This window comes from Leucobacter iarius (genome assembly GCF_039530105.1).
Classification (GTDB): domain Bacteria; phylum Actinomycetota; class Actinomycetes; order Actinomycetales; family Microbacteriaceae; genus Leucobacter; species Leucobacter iarius.
Genome location: NZ_BAAAOB010000003.1, coordinates 290620 through 306701 on the forward strand (window position 1 = coordinate 290620; position 16082 = coordinate 306701).

A 16082-nucleotide genomic window follows, 5' to 3' on the forward strand; every position below is an offset into this window, starting at 1 on the left:
CTGCTGCGCGACCGCGATGCGCTAGCGCAGCAGCCCCAGCGCCGTCTCGGTGAGGATCGCGACCGCGACGAGCACGAACACGGTGCCCGCGACCATGTCGATCCACGGCGATGCGCGCCGGAACCAGTTCTGGAAGCGCCGCGCGGATGCCGCGAGTGCGAACCCGCAGAACCAGGCGAGCCCGATCAGCACGAGCAGTGCGACGATGGCGCCGCGATCCCACCAGCTCGCCTCGGGCGGCAGCATCTGCGAGAACAGCGCGGTGAAGAACAGCAGGGCCTTGGGATTCGACAGGTTGGTGATGAGGCCCAGGCGGAGCGGTCGGGTGCTCGGGGCGCCCGCGGTCTGCGCCGCGGCCGGATCCCGGAGGTCGCGCAGCCCGGCGCGGATGCTCTGCACGCCGATCCAGATCAGCACCGCCGACCCGGCGACCTGCAGCGCGGGGAGCGCCCAGGGGATCGCCCGGAGCAGCGCCGAGAGACCCAGCACGGAGACCAGGATCCAGGCGAGATTGCCGAGCATGATCCCGATCGCGGCCCGCAGGGCGGCCGAGCGGTCCCGGATGCCGAGGCGCAGCAGCAGGAACAGGTCGGGGCCGGGCATCGCGATGGCCGCGATCCACGCCGCCGCGAGGGCGAGCCAGTCGGCTGCGGTCAGGGCGGTTGCGGGCATCCCTCCATCCTGCCAGGCCGGAATCGCGTGCCGCGCCGTCGCGGCGATAGGCTCGGAGCAGGCGACGCCGCACGACCGGCGCGATGATGCGGCGGGAGGCAGCGGTGACTGGTGCGGGGCGGGGTCTTCCCGCGGCGGGGTTCCTGCTCGCGGTCGGGTCGGCGGCGAGTTTCGCGCTCTCGGGCATCTTCGCGAGCGCGCTGCTCTCCGCCGGGTGGTCCGCCGGGGCCGCCGTGACCGCACGGATCACGCTCGCGGCCCTCGTGCTCGCGGTGCCGACGGTGCTGGTGCTGCGCGGCCGCTGGAGCCTCGTGAGCGCCGCGTGGCGCCCGCTCCTGCTCTTCGGCCTGCTCGCGGTGGCCGGCTGCCAGCTGGCGTTCTTCCTGGCGGTGCAGTTCATCCCGCCGAGCCTCGCGCTGCTGATCGAGTTCCTCGGCCCGGTCGTGCTCATGCTCTGGAGCTGGGCGCGGACCCGGGTGGCACCGAGCGGGATCACGCTCGCCGGCGCGGGGGTCGCGGTGCTCGGGCTCGTCGCGATCTCGGGCGTCGTGACCGGCGGCTCGTTGAATCCGCTCGGGATCCTGTTCGCGCTGATCGCCGCGGTCGGCAACGCCGCCTACTACGCGACCGGGGCATCGGCGGATCACGGGATCCCGCCCCTGCCGTTCGTCGGCCTGGGGCTCGGGATCGGCTCGATCGTGCTCATCGTCGTCAGCTCGGTCGGGCTGCTGCCGTTCGCGGTGACCTCCGCACCCGCGGTGATCGGCGGGGTCGACCTGCCGCCCTGGGTCGCGGTCGCGGGAATGGTGCTCATCTCGACGGTGCTCTCGTACATCCTCGGGGTCGCCGCCTCCCGCAGGCTCGGCGCGATGGTCGCGAGCTTCACCGGTTACTCGGAGGCGCTCTTCGGCATCTTCTGGACCATCGTGCTGCTCGCGGTGATCCCGTCGCCTGCGCAGTGGCTCGGCGCGGCGCTGATCGTGCTCGGGGTCATCGGGGTGAAGATCGGGGAAGTCGTGCGCGAACGCAAGCCGGACACCGATATGGTTGACGCATGAAGCATCGCCTCCTCGCCGTGGTCGCCGCCGGCGCGCTCGCCGTCTCGCTGACGCCGCTGGCCGCCGCACCGGCCGAAGCCGCTCCGGCGCGCTACAAGAACTGCACCGCCCTCAACAAGGCGTACAAGCACGGCGTGGGCAAGAAGGGCGCAAAGGACCGGGTGAAGGGGAAGACCAAGCCCGTCACGACCTTCAAGATCGACACCGCGCTCTACACCGCCAACCGGCACCTCGACGGCGACAAGGACGGCGTGGCCTGCGAGAAGAAGTAGACCCGTGACCACGCTCGTCTGGTTCCGGGACGACCTCCGCACCGCCGATCATCCGGCGCTCGCGGCGGCCGCCGAAGACCCGGAGGGGATGGTCCTGCTCTTCGTGCTCGACGAGCAGACCCCCGGAGCGCGGCCGCTGGGCGGCGCGGCGCGCTGGTGGCTGCACGGATCGCTCGCGGCGCTGCAGCGCGAACTCGCCGACCGTGGCGTGCCGCTGGTGCTGCGCCGAGGAGCCGCCTCAGCGGTGATCCCCGATGTCGTGGCGGAGTGCGGGATCACCCGGGTCGTCTGGAACCGGAGGTACGGCGAGGAGCGCCACGCGGACGCCGAGCTGAGGGGGTCGCTCCGCCGTGCGGGAATCGACGCGCGATCCTTCGTCGGCGGAGTGCTGCACGAGCCCGGCACGATCCTGAACGGCGAGGGACGACCCTACCGCGTCTACTCGGCCTTCTGGCGCGCCTGCGCCGCGGCTCCCGAGCCCGCGGCGCCGCTCGATCCGCCCGCTCGGTGGATCCCCGCCCCGCGCCGGCCGCGGAGCGATGCGCTCGACGACTGGGACCTCCGTCCGACCGATCCCGACTGGGCCGACGGGCTCGCCGCCCGCTGGGAGCCCGGCGAGCGCGCCGCGCGGGAAGCGCTCGATCGATTCCTCGAGGAGCGGGCGGCCGGATACGCCGAGGGGCGCGACTTCCCGGCGAAGCCCGCGACCTCGGAGCTCTCGCCGCACCTGCGCTGGGGCGAGATCAGCCCGCGAGCGGTCTGGCATCAGGCCATCGCATCGGGGGCGGACACGGGCACCTTCCTCTCGGAGCTCGGCTGGCGGGAGTTCGCCTGGCACACCCTGTTCCACGCGGGCGGCATGCACCTGCGCGGCATCGACGCGCGCTTCGACGCCTTCCCCTGGCGCTCGTCCGAGGAATCCGCCGACGACCTCGTCGCCTGGCAGCGGGGCCGCACCGGCTTCCCGCTCGTCGACGCCGGCATGCGCGAACTCTGGGAGGCCGGCTTCATGCACAACCGCGTGCGCATGGCCGCGGCGTCGTTCCTCACCAAGAACCTGCTGATCGACTGGCGGGCGGGCGAGCGCTGGTTCTGGGACACCCTCGTCGACGCCGATGCCGCGAGCAACCCGTTCAACTGGCAGTGGGTCGCCGGATGCGGGCTCGACGCCGCTCCCTACTTCCGCATCTTCAACCCCCAGACCCAGCAGCGCCGCTTCGACCCCGACGGCCGGTACGTCGACCGCTGGGCGCCCGACAGCCTGCTCGTACCGGAACTCGTCGATCTGCGCGCCAGCCGCCTGCGCGCGCTCGCCGCCTTCGACGAGATCTCGGGCGCACCCCGCACCCGCGAGACGGGCGCGGACTAGTCACCGATCGCGGCCGCGACGGCCTCCTCGGCCGTGCGGTGCGCGAAGACGAAGCCGGACTCCTCGAGCGCGGCGGGTACCACCGCCGCGTCGGCGAGCAGCAGGGAGTCGGCCGCGTCGCGCCCGAGGGCAAGACGCAGGGCCCACCGCGGTGCCGGCATCAGGAACGGGCGGTGCAGTGCGGACGCCACGGCCCGGCCGATGCCGTTGGCGGAGGCGATCTCGGGCCCGCTCAGGTTCACGGGACCGGTGAGCTCGCGGTCGATGATGTGCCGGATCGCGGCGACCTCGTCCCGCAGCGAGATCCAGGGCCAGGCCTGATCGCCTCCGCCGAGCGGGCCGCCGAGGCCCGCGCGGGTCAGAGCGATGAGCGGCTTCAGCACTCCGTCGGGGTGCAGCAGGGGAGCCGTGCGCAGGAGCGCGACGCGGGCTTCGGGGCCGGCCTCGAGCGCCGCGGCTTCCCACGAAGCGGTGAGATCCGCCAGGAACGTGGTGCCCGCCGCGCTTCCTTCGGCGAGCCGCTCTCCCGGCGCGGTGCCGTAGAAGCCGACGGCCGAGGCCGAGACGAACTGCGGCGCCTCGCCGCCCAGGCGACGGATCGCCGCGGCAAGGGTGCGGGTCGGGTCCAGGCGGGAGCTCAGCAGCTCGCGCTTGCGCGACGCGGTCCACGGCAGCCGGCCGATGCTCGCGCCGTTGAGGTTCACGACGGCGCGAGCGCCCGCGAGGACATCGGGGTCGAGCGGCGCGGATCCGGGCGCCCACTGGATCTCGTCGCCGGTTCGGACCGTGCGCCGCACGAGTCGGATCACGGGGATCCCGTCGGCGCGGAGCGAGTCGGCGAGCGCTCGCCCGATGAGTCCGGACGCGCCGGAGACGATGATCGGCTGCTCGCTCATCGCGGGTCCTCCGTTCGGCTCAGCTTCGAGGGCCACCATATCGGGCGCCCGATGTCGAATATCAGCGCGGGGACGAGGAAGGCCCGGACCAGGAAGGTGTCGAGCAGCACGCCGAAGGCGACGATGAACGCGATCTGCACGAGGAACAGGATCGGGATCACCGAGAGCGCGGCGAAGGTCGCGGCGAGCACGAGGCCGGCCGAGGTGATGACGCCGCCCGTCGCGGACAGTCCGCGGATCACGCCCTCGCGGGTGCCGTGCAGGCGCGACTCCTCGCGCACGCGAGTCGCCAGGAAGATGTTGTAGTCGATGCCGAGCGCGACCAGGAACACGAATCCGTAGAGCGGCACCGCGGGGTCCGCGCCGGGGAACCGGAAGATCCCGTCGAACACGAGCGCCGAGACGCCGAGCGCCGTGCCGAACGAGAGCACCGTGGTGAGGACGAGCAGCACCGGGGCGACGATCGAGCGGAGCAACAACATCAGGATCACGAGGATCACCGCGAGCACGACCGGGATGATGAGCGTGCGATCGTGCACCGACGCGTCGTTCGTGTCGATCGCCGTCGCGGTGACGCCGCCGACGAGCGCGCGGGTGCCGTCGGACGCGAAGGCCGTGCGCAGCTCGCGCACGGTGCGCTCGGCGGTATCCGAGTCGGCGGCGCTCGTCAGGGTCCCCTGCAGCAGCACGCGGCCGTCGACCTCGGTGGGCGCGGGCGCGGCGGTGCCGGGTGGTCCCTGCGCCACGATCCTGTCGGCGGTGACCGTCGCCGAGCCTGAGGGGGAATCCTTGGTCGCGACCGTCACGCCATCGATGCCCGGGCTCGCGAGCATCGCATCGGCGGCGGTCCGCAGCTCGCCGGCCGGGACGACGACCGAGACGGGGCTGCCCGAGCCGCCCGGGAAGTGCTCGCCGAGCACGCGCTGCCCATCGCGCGCGCTCGACGCCGTGAGCACGAGGTCGGACTGCGAGACCCCCTGCGCCTGCAGCTGGGTCACACCCGCCGCGCCCGCGAGCAGCAGTAGGGCGGTCGTGATCCAGATCGCGCGCGGGCGGCGCCGGATGAGCCCTCCGAGCTTCGCCCAGACCCCGCGCGAGGGCACGCCGTCCTCGGCCGCGACGGCCTCGGGCTCGAAGTGCGGCCGCTTCGGCCAGAAGGCCGCCCGGCCGAAGGCGAACAGGATCGCGGGCAGGAGCGTGAGCGCCGAGAGCATCGCGAACACGATGCCGATGGAGGCGACGGGGCCGAGCGCGCTGTTCGACTTCAGGTCGCTGAGCAGCAGGCAGAGGAGCCCCGCGATGACCGTGCCGCCCGAGGCGACGATCGGCTCCCAGGATCCGCGGAGCGCGCGGAAGGTCGCGGTCCACGTGTCCTGTTCGACGCGCAGCGCCTCGCGGTAGCGGGAGACGTAGAGCAGCGAGTAGTCGGTCGCCGCGCCGATCACGAGGATGAAGAGGATGCCCTGGGTCTGCCCGCTGAGCAGCAGGGCGCCGCTCTTCGCGAGCCACCAGACGCACAGGAGTGCGACCGTGAGTGCGAACAGGCTGGTGGCGAGCACCGCGACGGGCAGCAGGAGCGAGCGGTAGACCACGATCAGGATCACGAATACCGCCAGCAGTGCGACGAGCAGCAGGATCCCGTCGATGCCGGAGAAGGCCTCGACGAGGTCGGCGGTGAAGCCCGCGGGGCCGGTGACGTGCGAGGCCACCCCGTCCGGCGCCTTCTGCGCGAGCCGCTCGGCGACGGCGTCGACGGTGGTGCTCACCTTGACCGAGGTATCGATCGGCACGAAGGCTTCGGCGGCCCTGCCGTCCTCCGAGGGGATCAGGGGCGAGACACCGTCCTCGACCCCGGAGATATCGCTCAGCACTTCGACCGCGGTCCGCAGCTGCTGTAGCTGCGGACCGCTCAGCTTCGCGTCCGAGGAGAACACCACGACCGCGGGGATCGCCCGGGAGTCGGTGAAGTCGCCGAGCATGCCCTGCACCTTCGTCGCATCGGCCGACGACGGGAGGTAGGCGGTCTGGTCGTTCGAGGAGACCTCGCCGACCTTGCCGAAGTAGGGCCCGCCGACGCCGGCCCCCGCGAACCAGACCAGGATGAGCAGCGCGGGGATCAGGACGCGGAGCCAGGTGGGCACGCGTCGCGTCGATCGGGGTGGGGTTGCGGGCGTCTGCGGCACTCGGATCATCTCCACTGAATCAATAACTCGCGGTTGATAGTTTCCCTGGGTGTAATTTAATCTGAAGGTCGCAGCAGCGCAACACTAGGATGACGCCATGCCCGAAGCACCCGGCGGGGGAGTCCCCGACCCGATCGCCGCGAACCTCTACGAGGTCGACTCGAGCGATCCGCGCAGCGAGCTCGTGGATCGTTCCGGGCTGTCGCCCGAGGCCGTGGCGCAGATCGGGCGGCTCATGGGCTCGCTCTCCGCGCTGCGCGACGTCGAGCAGCAGGTCTCGGATGCGTCGCAGAAGTACATGCGGCTGAGCGCGCAGGATATGCGGGCGCTCCACTATCTGATCGTCGCCAAGAACCGTGCCGAGCTGGCGACCCCCGGCATGCTGGCGGCCCATCTCGGCATCTCGGCGGCCTCGACCACCAAACTGCTGAACCGACTGGAGCGCGGCGGGCACGTCGTGCGCAACGTGCACCCGGCCGATCGGCGCGCGTTCGCGATCGAGGTGACGCGCGAGACGGAGGTCTCGGCCATGCAGACGGTCGGGCGTCAGCAGGCGAAGCGCTTCCACGCGGCCGCCCGACTCACGGGCGAGGAGCGCGAGACCGTGATCCGATTCCTCGACGACATGGCGTCGGAGCTCTCGCTCGACGGAGCGGACTGGGCGGGAAGCGAGGAGGGTGGGGCGTGATCGGGGGAGCGTGATCGCTATGCACAATACTTGTGCATAGAAAGTGTGCATGCGAGGATCGGGGGTATGACCGCATCCGAGATCCATCGCGACCTGCACCTCGACGAGCGCGCGGTCCGCGTCCTCGCGCATCCGCTCCGTTCCCGACTGCTGGGCGAACTCCGACTGCACGGGCCCGCGACGGCGACCCGGCTCGCCGAGACGCTCGGCACCAACTCGGGCGCCACGAGCTACCACCTGCGCGCGCTCGAAGCGGTCGGACTGGTCGCCGACACGGGGGAGGGCGCCGGCCGTCGGCGCCTGTGGGCGGCGAGCACCGAGTCGCACTCCTGGACCAACTCCGATTTCGCGGGCGACGACGACGCGCAGGCCGCACTCGGATGGCTGCGGCGCGATTACGTGCGGCAGTTCGCAGTGCGGGCCGAGCAATGGCTCGACGCCGAGCCCGAATGGCCGGCCGAGTGGGTCGACCTCCTCGGCCAGGGCGACTCGCTCCTGGTCGTCACGTCCGCACAGCTCGCGGCCTTCCGTGCGGAGCTCGACACGCTCCTCGAGAAGTACCGGACGGCTGGCGAAGGCGATCCCGGCGCTCGTCGTCTGCACTTCGTCGAGCAGACGATGCCCATCGATCCGAGCCCGCCGGTCGCCGTCGAGGGCGGCAGCGCGAGCGAGGACTGAGATGAACCCGGTCGCGGCGGCTGAGCGCCGCCTGATCCTGCTCACCGGGTTGCGCTGGCTGCCGGTCGGATTCGTGCTGGGCGTCACCGTGCTGCTCCCGCTGGAACGCGGACTGACGGTCCCCGAGATCGGAGGCCTGCTCGCGATCCAGGGCTTCGTCGTCCTCGCGCTCGAACTCCCGACCGGCGCCCTCTCCGACACGATCGGCCGCCGGCCCGTGCTCGTGGCCTCGGGCGTGCTCGCGATCACCGCGAGCACGCTCTTCCTGCTCGCGGATTCCTGGGGCATGTTCGCGCTGTCGCTGCTGCTGCAGGGCGTGTTCCGCGCGCTCGACTCCGGCGCGCTCGAATCCTGGTTCGTCGACACCGCCCACGCGCACGACCAGGACGCGAACCTCGCCCGGCCGTTGGGTCGGGCGGGTGCGGCGCTCGGGGGCGGCATCGCGATCGGCGCGCTCCTCGGTGGCGGGCTCATCGCCTGGCACCCGATCCCCGCCTGGTCCGCGCTCGTGCCCCCGTTGCTGCTCGCGATCCTTTGCTACACCGGATACGTCGTGCTGGTGCTGGCGCTGGTGCGCGACGCCCCGGGGCCGGGCCTCCGCGACTCTTCCGCCTCGGGTCGGATACCGAAGCGTCCGCTGGCCGCCGCGTTGCGCACGTTGCGCGACGCGCCCCGCGCGATCGCGGAGGGCGCGCGACTTGCCCTCCGGTCCCGCATCCTCGCGGGGCTGCTGCTGGTCGAGGTCTTCTGGTCGGTCGCGATGATCGCGTTCGAGACCTTGACACCGCTGCAGCTGGAGCAACTGCTCGGGAGCGAGCAGGACGCGGCCGCGGTGTTCGGCCCGGCATCGGCCGCCGCGTGGGGACTGTACGCGGTGGGATCGATCCTCGCCGAGCGCCTCTCCGCGGTCCTCGGACCGGCCTGGACGGCGATCCTCAGCCGACTTCTCAACGGGGTGTTCGTCGTGTGGATGGGGCTCTCGGCGGGGGTGATCGGCATCCTCATCGCCTACGGTCTCACCTATCTCGCCCACGGTTCGGGCGGACCGGTGCACGCGGCGCTCCTGCACCGGGAAGCCGGCCGCGCGACGCGCGCGACCGTGCTCTCGCTCAACTCGATGATCTCGGGCGGGGCGTACAGCATCGGCCTGCTCGTGCTCACCGGGTTCGCCGCTTCCACCTCAGCCGCGACGGCGACCGTCGTCGCCGGTGCGTTCAGTCTGCTGGGTGCGCTCTGCTACCTCCCCGCGCTCGGACGGGACCGGCGGGAGCGCTGGGAGCGACACCGGGGTCGCGGGAACGTCGCGCTCATCGCGGAGGCGTGATCCGAGGAAGGCGCACGCGCGGTCGAGCAGCCAGCGGCCGCTCCCGATCCGCCCCGCCGAGGTCATCAGCCCGTGCGCGTGGCGGGGCAGATGGTGGTGCTCGACCCGCGCGCCGGCATCGGCGAGGGCGAGCGCGTACGCGACGCCCTCGTCGGCCAGCGGATCCAGCCCGACGGTGGCGATGAACGACGGCGCCTGATCCGGCACGAGCTCGTGCAGCAGTGGGCTGAGCTCCCGCCGACCACGATCCTCCGACCGCGGAACGTACTGGGCGGCGAACCAGCGCATCGAGGCGGCGGTCAGCGGGAATCCTTCCGTGATCCGCGCGTACGATGCCCGGGAGCACGAGAGATCCACCACCGGGTAGAAGAGCACCTGGGCGAGCGGACGGTGGGCGAAGCGACCCCGTGCGGCTTCACCCGCTATCCAGGCCGCGAGATTGCCGCCCGCGCTGTCCCCGACGAGCGCGATCCGCGACGGGTCGACCAGCGGTCGTCCGTCCGCGCCGAACTGCGCCCCGTCGAGCAGCGCTGCGGCGACGGCGATCGCGTCCTCGTGCGCAGCGGGGAACGGATGCTCGGGCGCTCGACGGTAGTCGACCGCGATGACCGTGCAGCCCGTGCCGGTCGCGAGCGCACGGCACAGGGGATCGTGCGACTCAAGGTCCCCGATCACCCATCCGCCGCCGTGCAGGAAGAGCAGCGCGCCACCGGGTTCCTCCGGTGCGGCCGCGATCCGCCGGGACACCGAGGGGCGATAGACCCGGCAGGGTACGCCCGCGATCCGGACCCCGAACCCAGTCTGGACGCCACGGGACTCGACGCCGTTCGCGCGGCAGGCCGACCGGTATTCCGAGCGGGCCTCCGTGACCGGGCGATCCTGGAACGACACCGATCCCGCTGCGCGGAACTCCGCGATCATCCGGCGCGCATCCTCGGCGACCTCGGAGAGCGGGATCATCGCGGCGCCGCCGACGGGTCCGCCCCGTCGCCCGTCGCGCGCTCGGGCCAGTCGGGCAGCCCGAACGCTTTCGGCTCGATAGCCGCCACCGCGCTCCGGTACTCCTCGACGGTGCCGTACCAGTTGTTCACGACCCGACCGGCCGCGTTCTTGTACCAGGACGAGCAGTCCGAGGAGTATGCGGAGCGCTGCAGCTCGCCCTGCACGTAGTCGTTGTGCTCGGCGACCGCGTCGGCCCGCACGTCCAGCACCGGACGCCGGATCCCGTGGAGCCGGCGGAGCGACTCGACGATGAACTCGTGCTGCACCTCCATCATCGTCACGATGGAGTTGTGGTTCAGGTTGGTGTTCGGGCCGAACACCATGAACATGTTGGGAAACCCGTCGACGCTCATCCCGAAGTACGCCTCGGGAGCGTCGCCCCAGCGCTCGTCGAGGGTGACTCCACCGAGCCCCACGACCGCCATCCCCGCGTGGAACGCCTGGCTGCGGAACCCGGTCCCGAAGATCACGACGTCGAAGCGGCGCTCCCGACCGTCCGCGGTGCGGATCCCCTCGGGCGTGAATTCGGCGATCCCCTCGGTGATGAGCTCGACGCTGTCGCGGTTCAGCGCCGGGTAGTAGTCGTCCGATCGCAGGATCCGCTTGCAACCGAACTCGTAATCGGGAGTCAGCCGAGCGCGCAGCTCGGGGTCGACGATCTGGCGCTCGAGGTGCGCCATCGCGTCGGCGACGCCGGCCGACTGCGCGGCGGTCGCGTGCCGCACGCGCTCGAACCCGGCTTCGCGCATCTCGTGGATCTCGCGACGCATCGCCTCGAACGTCTCCGGATGCTCTCGGAATTCGGCACGGCGCTCCGCGCTGAAGACCTCCTGGCCCCGCGGGAACAGGTAGTTCGCGCTGCGCTGGAAGACTCCGAGATACCCAGCCTCCTTCGCCACCTCCGGCACGTACTGCACCGCGCTCGCCGCATTGCCGATGCTCGCGACGCTCAGACCCGACAGATCGATCCGGTGGTCCCACTCGGCGGAGTGGAAGGCGCGGCCCTCGAAGCGGTCGAGGCCGGGGAACTCGGGGATGTGCGGCGTACCGAGCTGGCCCCACGCCGGCACGAGGATCCGCGAGCGGAAGCGCTCGCCCGACTTCGTCGCGACCTCCCACAGCGCCGCGTCGTCGTTCCACTCGGCGCGGATCGCCTCGGAGTCGAAGCGGATGCGGTCGACCAGCTCGAACTCGGTGGCGAGGGCCTCCAGATACCCGAGCAGCTCGGGCTGCTCGCTGTACATGCGGGTCGCCTCGAGGTGCGGGAAGTAGGTGTAGCAGTAGATCACCGACTGGGTGTCGCAGGCGGCGCCCGGGTAGGTGTTGTCGCGCCAGACGCCGCCGATGCGGTCGGCGCGCTCGAGGATCGCGAAGTCGCGGAATCCTGCACGGGTGAGTTGCGCAGCGGCGCCGAGTCCGCCGTAGCCGGCGCCGATGATCACGGCGTCGAGTATCCGCTCGCGGGCGCCCTCGCGGTCCGACGGCGCGGCTGCGGGTGAGTGGATGGCGGTCATGATGCGGTCCTCGGGGATTCGGTCGGTACGTGGGCGGGTGATGGTCGCTCGAAGGTGATGATCTGGCGGAGCGCGCGACCCTCGGCGAGGGCGTCCATGCCCTCGTTGATCCGCTCGAGCGGCAGCGCGCCCGAGATGAGGCCCTCGACGTTCAGGAGCCCGCGACGCCAGAGCTCGACGTAGCGGGGGATGTCGCGTGCGGGGACCGCGGAGCCGAGATAGCTTCCGACGATGGTGCGGGCCTCGGCCGTGACGGTCTGGGGACGCACGCGCGAGACCGCGTCCGGCGCGGGAAGCCCCACCGTCACGGTGGTGCCGCCCGGAGCGGTCAGCGCGATCGCCGTCTCGAAGGCCCGTTCGTGCCCCGCGGCTTCCACGACGATGTCCGCGCGGATCCGCGTCGCCTCGGCCTCGGCAGATCCGTAGGCCTCCGTCGCGCCGAGCGCGAGCGCGGTCTCGAGTTTGCCGGGATCGGCGTCGACGCCGACGATCCGTTCGACGCCGAGCGCCCGCGCGGTCAGCACCGCGGCGAGTCCGACCCCGCCGAGGCCGACCACGGCGACCGACTGCCCGGGGCGGGGCGGTGCCGCGTTGAGGAGCGCGCCGCCGCCGGTCAGCACTGCGCAGCCGAGCAGCGCCGCCACGGGGGCCGGCACGTCGTCGGGTACCGGGACGACGGTGCGGGCGTCCACGACGGCCCGCGTGGCGAATCCCGATACGCCCAGATGGTGGTGAACGGCACGCCCGTCGCGCGAGATCCGGCGGCCGCCGCGCAGCAGCTCGCCCGCGCCGTTGGCAGCGGTGCCGGCGACGCACGGCATCTTCCCGTCGGTCGCGCAGCCCGCGCATGCTCCGCAGCGCGGCATGAACGTCATGGTGACGCGGTCGCCGACGGCGACGCCTCGGACCTCAGCGCCGATGCTGGCGATCCGGCCGGCGGCCTCGTGACCGAGCAGCATCGGCACGGGGCGCGGGCGCACGCCGAGCAGCACGGACAGGTCGGAGTGGCAGATGCCGGCGGCTTCGATCTCGACGAGCACTTCGCCCGCGCCCGGCGGTGCGAGCTCGACGTCGGAGACCGTGAGCGGCCTCGACTCGGAGAACGGGCGCGGTGCGCTCGTGGTCTCGAGTACCGCACCGCGTGCGCGGATCGGGGATGGGAGGCGTGGTGCGCGTTCGTCCACGGGGTCCTTCTTTCGGTCGGGATCGGTCAGGCGCCGAGCGCGTGTTCGAGGCCCGCGCGGACCACGCCCAGCGCATCGAGCAGCAGCGCCTCCTCGATGACGATGGGCGGCAGCAGACGGATCACGTTCTCGTCGACGCCGTTCGTCAGCGTCAGCACACCGTTCGCGTGGCAGAACTTCGACACCGCGGCGGCGAGATCGGGGCGTGGAGCCAGCGTGATCGGATCCCCGAATTCGATGCCGATCATCGCGCCGCGGGCGCGCAGGTCGATGATTCCGGGCGCTCCCGGGACCGACGGGTCCAGGAGCAGCGGCCGGAGCGTCTCGACGGCGAGGGCTCCGATGCGATCCGCGCGGTCGAGCAGCGCCCCGTCCTCCAGCTGCTCGAAGACCGCGAGCGCGGCTTCGCAGGCGAGGGGGTTTCCGGCGTAGGTGCCGCCGAGTCCGCCCCGGTGCACCGCGTTCATGACCTCCGCGCGCCCCGTGACCGCGGCGAGCGGCATACCGTTGGCGAGCGCCTTGGCGGAGACCACGAAGTCGGGCGCGACGCCGTCGTGCTCGATCGCGAAGATCCGGCCCGTCCGTCCCATGCCGGTCTGCACCTCGTCGGCGATGAGGAGGATCCCGTGCTCGTCGGCGATCTCGCGCAGTCCGGCGAGGAAACCGGGGATCGGGATCCGGCACCCGGCCTCGCCCTGGATCGGCTCGATGATGATCGCCGCGAAGGTCTCCGGGCCGCGGGTCGCGAGCGCGTCGCGCACCGCGGCGAGGCCGGACGCGAGGCCGTCCGCCCCGTCGCGCAGCGGATCGGGGATCGGCGCGTGGATGACCTCGTCGGAGAACGGCCCGAAGCCGCGCTTGTAGGGCTCGACCTTCGAACTCATCGCCATGGTCAGCGAGGTGCGTCCGTGGAAGGAGCCGTCGAAGGCGAGCACGTTGCGCCGGCCGGTCGCGTAGCGGGCGATCTTGACCGCGTTCTCGTTGGCCTCGGCGCCGGTGCTGTAGAGGGCCGTCCGCTTCTCGAACTCGCCGGGGGTCCGCGCGTTGAGCCACGCGCAGACCTCGACGAAGCTGCGGTACTCGGTCGCCACGAAACAGGCGTGCGTGAAGCGGTCGAGCTGCGCCGCCATCCGTTCGCGCACGCGGGTGTTCGAGGCCCCGAGCGCGGTCGGCCCGATCCCCGAGGCGAGGTCGATGATGCGGTTGCCGTCGACGTCCTGGATGATCGCGCCGTCGGCGCGCTCGACGAAGACGGGCAGCGCGACGCCGAGGCCGTCGGCGACGTGCTCCCGGCGCAGATCATGGAGCGCGCGCGAGCGGGGCCCGGGAATCTCGGTGGTCAGCGAGCGGCTCTGCGGAAGGTCGAGGCCGAGGGGCGGCGGGGGAGCGAGCCGGGCAGCCCGGTCGGAATCGGATCGGGTCGGCTGGGAATCGGTGCGGGTCATGGCAGCCAGGCTAGGAAGCGGAACCGTCGCCGCACCTTGTGCGTCTGAACGTGCTCTGCCACGATTTGTGCGTTCGCACTATCGACGGATCGGACCCTCATGACCACGAGCCTCCGCAGGATCGCCGAGATCACCGCGCAGGGGATCCTGCCAGCCTCGGGCGACGCGCTGCCCGATACGCCCCTCACCGGAGTGCACCTCTCCGAGCTCGTCCGGCCTGGCCAGTACCTGGACGGCGGCGAGCTGCTGATCACGACCGCCGGGTTCCTCGCCGATGCGGGCCCCGACGAAGCGGACGCGATCGCCGACGCGTACGTCGCGAGCCTGCGGTCGAGCGGGATCGGCGCACTCGCCCTCGGACTCGACGTCCACTTCGACCGGGCCCCGCGCGAACTCGTCGACGCCTGCGCTCGACACGGCGTGCCGTTCGCGGTGATCCCCGCGCGCACCCGATTCCAGAGCCTCACCCGCGCGTTCTGGACCGCCCGGATCGACGAGGAACGCCATCGGGTGCAGCGGCTCCTGAGTTTCCAGACGCGGCTGAGCGCTGCGGTGACCTCGCCGGATCCGGTGCGCAGGCTCGTCGGGCTCGTCGCCGCGGAGCTCGGGGGATGGGCCGTGTACCTGCCTGCGGCGGTCGGCGCCGCACCCGCGGTCTCTCCCGGGCTGTCCGGCCCGGGAGCGGATGCGCTTCTCGCCGAGCTGCGGACCGAGGCGCTGCGAGGAGCGTCCCTCGGGCCGCTCAGCACGGCGAGCTACGCGGTCGGCGGGACGACGGCTCTGCAGTTCCCCGTCACCCGCTCCCGCTCTGTCGTCGGGCACCTGATCGCTGCTCCGCGGTCGAGCACGCCGGTGCAAGCCAGGGCCGCGCTGCTGGCCGCCGCGAGCCTCATCTCGGCGGCCGAGGCGCGGGCGTCGGAAGTGCGGACGCAGGACGACCTGCACCGGGCGCTCGTGGTGCAGCTTCTGCGCGACGGCCGGACGGATGCGGCGGAACAGACCGCGCGCACGCTGCGCACCCCGCGGATTCCCGACCCGGTCGAGGTGCTCCTGCGTTCGTGCGTGGCGGACGACGCCGCGGGGATCGCACGTCCGCGGAGCAGCGCGGGCGTGCTGCGCGCGCTGTTCGGCGAGGAATCGAGCGGGGACGGCGACCGGGAGCTCCTGTTCCTCGACGTGGGTGCGCATCGCATGCTGCTGCTCGACCGGGCGAGCGCCGCCGAGGTGCGGGCCGCGATCGCGCGGACGGACGAGGCCCCGTTCGGAGCACGCCTGTCCCCGCCGATCCCGCTCGCCGACTTCTCGCGGTACGCGCACCAGCTGCTGAGGTATCCGGAATCCTTGGAACTGCTGGGAACCGCACGCGAGGGTGGTGCGTCGGGTGGGCCGCGCGTCGATCCTCACCGGGGTGCAGCGAGCGCGGAGGAACCGGAGACCGCATCCTTCGACGACGTGAGCGCCGGAGAATGGGTCGCCCGTCTGCACGAGCACTCGCAGGCGGACCTGGTGCGGACCGCGTTCGCCGTGCTGGGCGCGGGCTCATCGCACGCTCTGGCGGCTGCCGAGCTCGGCGTGCACCCCAACACGGTGCGGTACCGCGCCAGGATCATCGCCGAGGTGCTCGGGCGTCCGCTGAGCGATCCGGAGGTGATCTCGACGCTCTGGCCGGTGCTGCGCGGGTCCGCGCGCGACGCCCGTCAGCCGGCGGGGGAGTCCTCCGGCCCGTAGAGCCGGGCGACAGGATGTCGATGAGCGGGAAGGGCTGAGGGACGTCTCGGATCGCCCGACTAGCATGAG

Annotated in this window: 13 protein-coding genes and 1 pseudogene; 7 read left to right on the forward strand and 7 right to left on the reverse strand. The window is 72.2% G+C overall.

All coding sequences use genetic code 11. The annotated features are described in order from the left end of the window. Positions 1 to 21 precede the first annotated feature (21 nt). Positions 22 to 672: a LysE family translocator gene (locus tag ABD169_RS12975; protein ID WP_344032838.1), complete on the reverse strand. Its 651-nt coding sequence runs from the start codon at positions 670 to 672 to the stop codon at positions 22 to 24. Between the two features lie 104 nt (positions 673 to 776). On the opposite strand from ABD169_RS12975, the gene ABD169_RS12980 reads away from it, so the two are divergent. From ABD169_RS12980 to ABD169_RS12990, 3 genes are read left to right on the forward strand one after another with little or no spacing between them, the layout of a single operon-like run. Then, complete coding sequence (locus ABD169_RS12980) at positions 777 to 1730, forward strand: EamA family transporter (RefSeq protein WP_344032840.1); 954 nt, start codon at positions 777 to 779, stop codon at positions 1728 to 1730. After that, on the forward strand, positions 1727 to 2002 hold the full coding sequence (locus ABD169_RS12985; protein ID WP_344032842.1) for an excalibur calcium-binding domain-containing protein: 276 nt from the start codon (positions 1727 to 1729) through the stop codon (positions 2000 to 2002). The genes ABD169_RS12980 and ABD169_RS12985 overlap by 4 nt, the downstream gene beginning before the upstream one ends. Positions 2003 to 2006: 4 nt before the next feature. Beyond that, complete coding sequence (locus ABD169_RS12990) at positions 2007 to 3371, forward strand: cryptochrome/photolyase family protein (RefSeq protein WP_344032844.1); 1365 nt, start codon at positions 2007 to 2009, stop codon at positions 3369 to 3371. Here the strand turns inward: ABD169_RS12990 and ABD169_RS12995 are convergent. Next, positions 3368 to 4267, reverse strand: coding sequence for a TIGR01777 family oxidoreductase (locus tag ABD169_RS12995; protein ID WP_344032845.1), 900 nt, complete (start codon positions 4265 to 4267; stop codon positions 3368 to 3370). The two genes, ABD169_RS12990 and ABD169_RS12995, sit on opposite strands and share 4 nt — an antisense overlap. Continuing rightward, entirely contained in the window at positions 4264 to 6459 is a 2196-nt protein-coding gene (locus tag ABD169_RS13000; RefSeq protein WP_344032847.1) for an MMPL family transporter, read from the reverse strand. Before ABD169_RS13000 ends, ABD169_RS12995 begins: the two co-directional genes overlap by 4 nt. Before the next feature lie 88 nt (positions 6460 to 6547). On the opposite strand from ABD169_RS13000, the gene ABD169_RS13005 reads away from it, so the two are divergent. The 3 genes from ABD169_RS13005 to ABD169_RS13015 all read left to right on the forward strand — a co-directional run bounded on the left by ABD169_RS13005 (position 6548) and on the right by ABD169_RS13015 (position 9140). Further along, positions 6548 to 7138, forward strand: a complete 591-nt coding sequence (locus ABD169_RS13005; protein ID WP_344032849.1) for a MarR family winged helix-turn-helix transcriptional regulator — start codon at positions 6548 to 6550, stop codon at positions 7136 to 7138. 66 nt (positions 7139 to 7204) lie between these two features. Then, a complete protein-coding gene (locus ABD169_RS13010; RefSeq protein ID WP_344032851.1) occupies positions 7205 to 7816 on the forward strand; it encodes a winged helix-turn-helix domain-containing protein in 612 nt (203 codons plus the stop codon). A gap of 1 nt (position 7817) precedes the next feature. After that, positions 7818 to 9140, forward strand: a complete 1323-nt coding sequence (locus ABD169_RS13015; protein WP_344032853.1) for an MFS transporter — start codon at positions 7818 to 7820, stop codon at positions 9138 to 9140. A 75-nt stretch (positions 9141 to 9215) separates the two neighbouring features. Here the strand turns inward: ABD169_RS13015 and ABD169_RS13020 are convergent. From ABD169_RS13020 to ABD169_RS13035, 4 genes and pseudogenes are all read right to left on the reverse strand, one after another. Further along, positions 9216 to 10100, reverse strand: a pseudogene (locus tag ABD169_RS13020) (alpha/beta hydrolase); the annotation flags it as partial. Next, positions 10097 to 11656 (reverse strand): flavin-containing monooxygenase, encoded by a 1560-nt coding sequence (locus ABD169_RS13025; RefSeq protein WP_344032855.1) that lies wholly within the window; start codon positions 11654 to 11656, stop codon positions 10097 to 10099. The gene ABD169_RS13025 and the pseudogene ABD169_RS13020, both read right to left, overlap by 4 nt. Next, the gene (locus ABD169_RS13030; protein ID WP_425560972.1) at positions 11653 to 12840 is read right to left on the reverse strand and encodes an alcohol dehydrogenase catalytic domain-containing protein; all 1188 of its coding nucleotides are present in this window, start codon (positions 12838 to 12840) and stop codon (positions 11653 to 11655) included. Before ABD169_RS13030 ends, ABD169_RS13025 begins: the two co-directional genes overlap by 4 nt. A gap of 26 nt (positions 12841 to 12866) precedes the next feature. Beyond that, entirely contained in the window at positions 12867 to 14285 is a 1419-nt protein-coding gene (locus tag ABD169_RS13035; protein ID WP_344032857.1) for an aminotransferase class III-fold pyridoxal phosphate-dependent enzyme, read from the reverse strand. Positions 14286 to 14384: 99 nt separating this feature from the next. Between ABD169_RS13035 and ABD169_RS13040 the strand changes: the two genes are divergently transcribed. After that, positions 14385 to 16013 (forward strand): PucR family transcriptional regulator, encoded by a 1629-nt coding sequence (locus tag ABD169_RS13040; RefSeq protein WP_344032860.1) that lies wholly within the window; start codon positions 14385 to 14387, stop codon positions 16011 to 16013. Positions 16014 to 16082 lie beyond the last annotated feature (69 nt).